The organism is Caenibacillus caldisaponilyticus (assembly GCF_002003465.1).
GTDB lineage: Bacteria > Bacillota > Bacilli > Bacillales > Sporolactobacillaceae > Caenibacillus > Caenibacillus caldisaponilyticus.
This window is the reverse complement of the sequence record NZ_BDDQ01000101.1, coordinates 1-2,638: the sequence shown is the minus strand read 5'-3', so window position 1 is coordinate 2,638 and position 2,638 is coordinate 1. Positions and strand designations below refer to the sequence as shown.

Genomic DNA, 2,638 nt, shown 5'->3' with positions numbered 1-2,638 from the left:
TTGGTACGACGGAACATCATCCGCGAACGGATAGGACGGGCCCCAGGCGAAGAAGTACCGTCCGTCATCGACTTTCCCGACGACGTATGCTTCACCGTCGATCGGGAAGTCATCGCGTCGGGCGATTGTCTCAACGACTTGAGCCATGATGTTCAGCTCCTTCTCCTTTTTAGTGGTGTATTCTTCAATGAACCTCCTGATCAATTCGCTGCCATTTGTTGCGGCTCGATTGTTTGCCCGTTGCCACCGAGCCCAAAGAGTATCCTCGATTCTGAATTGGCGTTTGATTAACCCCACTGTTGTCACCTCATGCGATATTCTTTTCTACATCGTCCACAGTCACATCGACGATCTTTCCGCCGACTACGGCGACAAAATAGCGACCTTTCCACGGCTCGTTCACTTCGTAGATGCGGCCTTCCTTCAATTCAAAATAGGTTGTTCCAGTTTTTCCTGAAGAGCTCCATTTCCTTTCAGCCGCGTTCAGAAACACGCGATCGAATTTGAAACGGGGATGACGTCCGACGATTTCGGCAACCCATTCCCGGCCGCCGCTTGGTTGATGGTTGACGCCGAAACGGACGGTTTTCGGCGCCCGAACTTCAGCCCAAGCCATCCGGAGCGCTTCTGCCAAATATTCAACGACTTTGCCACCGAACCGACGTTGACCTTGTTTCGCGATTTCCCAAGCCCTGCGCATCACTTCTTTCTTTTGCATTTTTGATTTCCTCCTTTTGGTTTCCTTTTCTGATTCTAGTATATCATCTTGTGGTGACACGTCAATACCTTGTCACCACAAAAATTAAAGTTTTTATTTTCTGACTTTTTATAGACAAAAAAAATAACCCCCGCACCACATCGGTACGGGGGCTTTGCTCATTGATTTTCGTTTTTCTTCCGTTCCCGGTGATGAACCACAATCGGCACAATCGCAAAGACGGCGCCGATCAACGCCGTGAGCGCTTGGGTGAGTTCGTTTTGCTCCTCGGCCGACAGACCGAAGATGGCAGCGAGGGCCAGAACGATGACGGGAACGGTATGAAGCAGAAGGTTTTTCATATTATCCTCTCCTTTTTTGATCGTTGAATATGAAAACGGCGGCCACGGCCATCATAGCCAGCCACAGCCACCAGAATTTCGTAAGAATCTCAAATTTGATCATGTATTTGAGCTTGATCAGCTCGACCAGATCATGAAACATCAGAACATCACAGCCCACGTCTTCGGCCCGACGATGCCGTCCGCAGCCAAGCCGTGCCGCTTTTGATATGCCTTGACCGCGGCCTCGGTTTGCGGGCCAAAAATCCCGTCAACCTTCACACCGACAGCCCGCTGCACCCGTTCAACATCCTTGCCCCGGCTTCCGCGTTTGATCAGGTGGCCGGGGTACGGGACGGATGCTTTTTTGGACGCCGCTTTCGGCTTCTGATACTTCGCGAGAGCGGCCCTCGTTTGCGGCCCGACTATGCCATCCACCGCAATATGAGCGGCTTTCTGGAACGACTTGACGGCGGATTCAGTTTTCGGCCCAAAAATACCGTCAGCGGCGCCGCAGTTGAAGCCTTTTGCGTTGAGTTGCAGCTGCACATCTTTCACCGCTGGTCCACGATCGCCACGCCGGAGCAATCCTCCGGCGGCCGGCTTCGCTTTCGGTTTGCTGGCGGGCTTGGCGCCGTCGAAAAGCTCCGGTTTCGCATAGTTGACGTCGACATTTCCGGCAATCCCGTTGACTTTCGCCGTCGAAGAATATTGCCAAATGCTCCAATCCGGCCAATAGTAGAACGTCGGGGACTTGGCGCCGTGGTGAGCAATCCACAATTTCACATCGCTATCCACAACTTGCGGCTTTAAATGCGCTCTCATAAACGCTGGGAATGAATATAAGAAAAGCCCGCCGCGCTTGTGATCGCGGAGGACTTCAAAGAAAGCCTTGCATGCATCCGTCAAATCGCCGGCGCCGACTTCGAGGTCTAGGATATGGAAGTCAAGATCATAGTCGTTCACGACCGAAAGAAAGTGGAGAGCTTCGGCCTGCGCTTCTTTCACATTCGAGAATCTAGCGAAGTGATACGCCCCAACCTTTTTGCCGCTCGTCCTCGCTCCGGAGACATTGGTGTGAAATTTCGGATCCACGTATGAAGTGCCTTCCGTCGCCTTCACGAAGACAAAACGAATATCGTCGTCAACCTTCGCCCAGCTAATGTCGCCTTGATGATGACTGACGTCAATGCCGCGAATATACGACATGAATCATTCCCCCTGTTTCCCATTTTTCAAGACCTCGACAGCGTTTTTGAGTCGGTCAGGAATGGGCAATCCAATCCGGCCGGCATTTTCAATAATGCTCAATGCTTCATTCGCGAGATAGAAGAAAATCGCTCCGTCACGGAGCATATGTGAATCACCCAGAACGCTATCGACGAGATGAGCAACGGCAACGATCGCAAAGATGCCGACCTTCTTTGCAATGCCGACAAGCCCGACTTCGCTATTGAGTTTGCCGGCAATCGCTGCCGCAGCAAAGCCGGATATATAGTCGATGATGACGAATGTGAGCAAGATAGACAGCAACGACGACCACCCCCCAAATAAGTAAGAGGCGGCCGCGCCGCCTACCGCAACGATGGTTTTGAGGACA

Annotated in this window: 4 protein-coding genes; all 4 read right to left on the bottom strand. The window is 52.1% G+C overall.

Going from position 1 to position 2,638, the window contains the following annotated elements:
- Positions 1-307: 307 nt before the first annotated feature.
- Positions 308-718, bottom strand: a complete 411-nt coding sequence (locus tag CCB157_RS16395; RefSeq protein WP_077616499.1) for a hypothetical protein — start codon at positions 716-718, stop codon at positions 308-310.
- A gap of 158 nt (positions 719-876) precedes the next feature.
- Positions 877-1,059, bottom strand: a complete 183-nt coding sequence (locus tag CCB157_RS16390) for a SoxR reducing system RseC family protein (RefSeq protein ID WP_077616891.1) — start codon at positions 1,057-1,059, stop codon at positions 877-879.
- Between the two features lie 141 nt (positions 1,060-1,200).
- Positions 1,201-2,247 carry a GH25 family lysozyme gene (locus CCB157_RS16385; protein WP_077616890.1) on the bottom strand — a complete coding sequence of 349 codons (1,047 nt, stop codon included), beginning with the start codon at positions 2,245-2,247 and terminating at the stop codon, positions 1,201-1,203.
- A 3-nt stretch (positions 2,248-2,250) separates the two neighbouring features.
- Positions 2,251-2,638 (bottom strand): phage holin family protein (locus CCB157_RS16380; protein WP_238594750.1); only part of this gene is annotated, 388 nt, incomplete at its 5' end.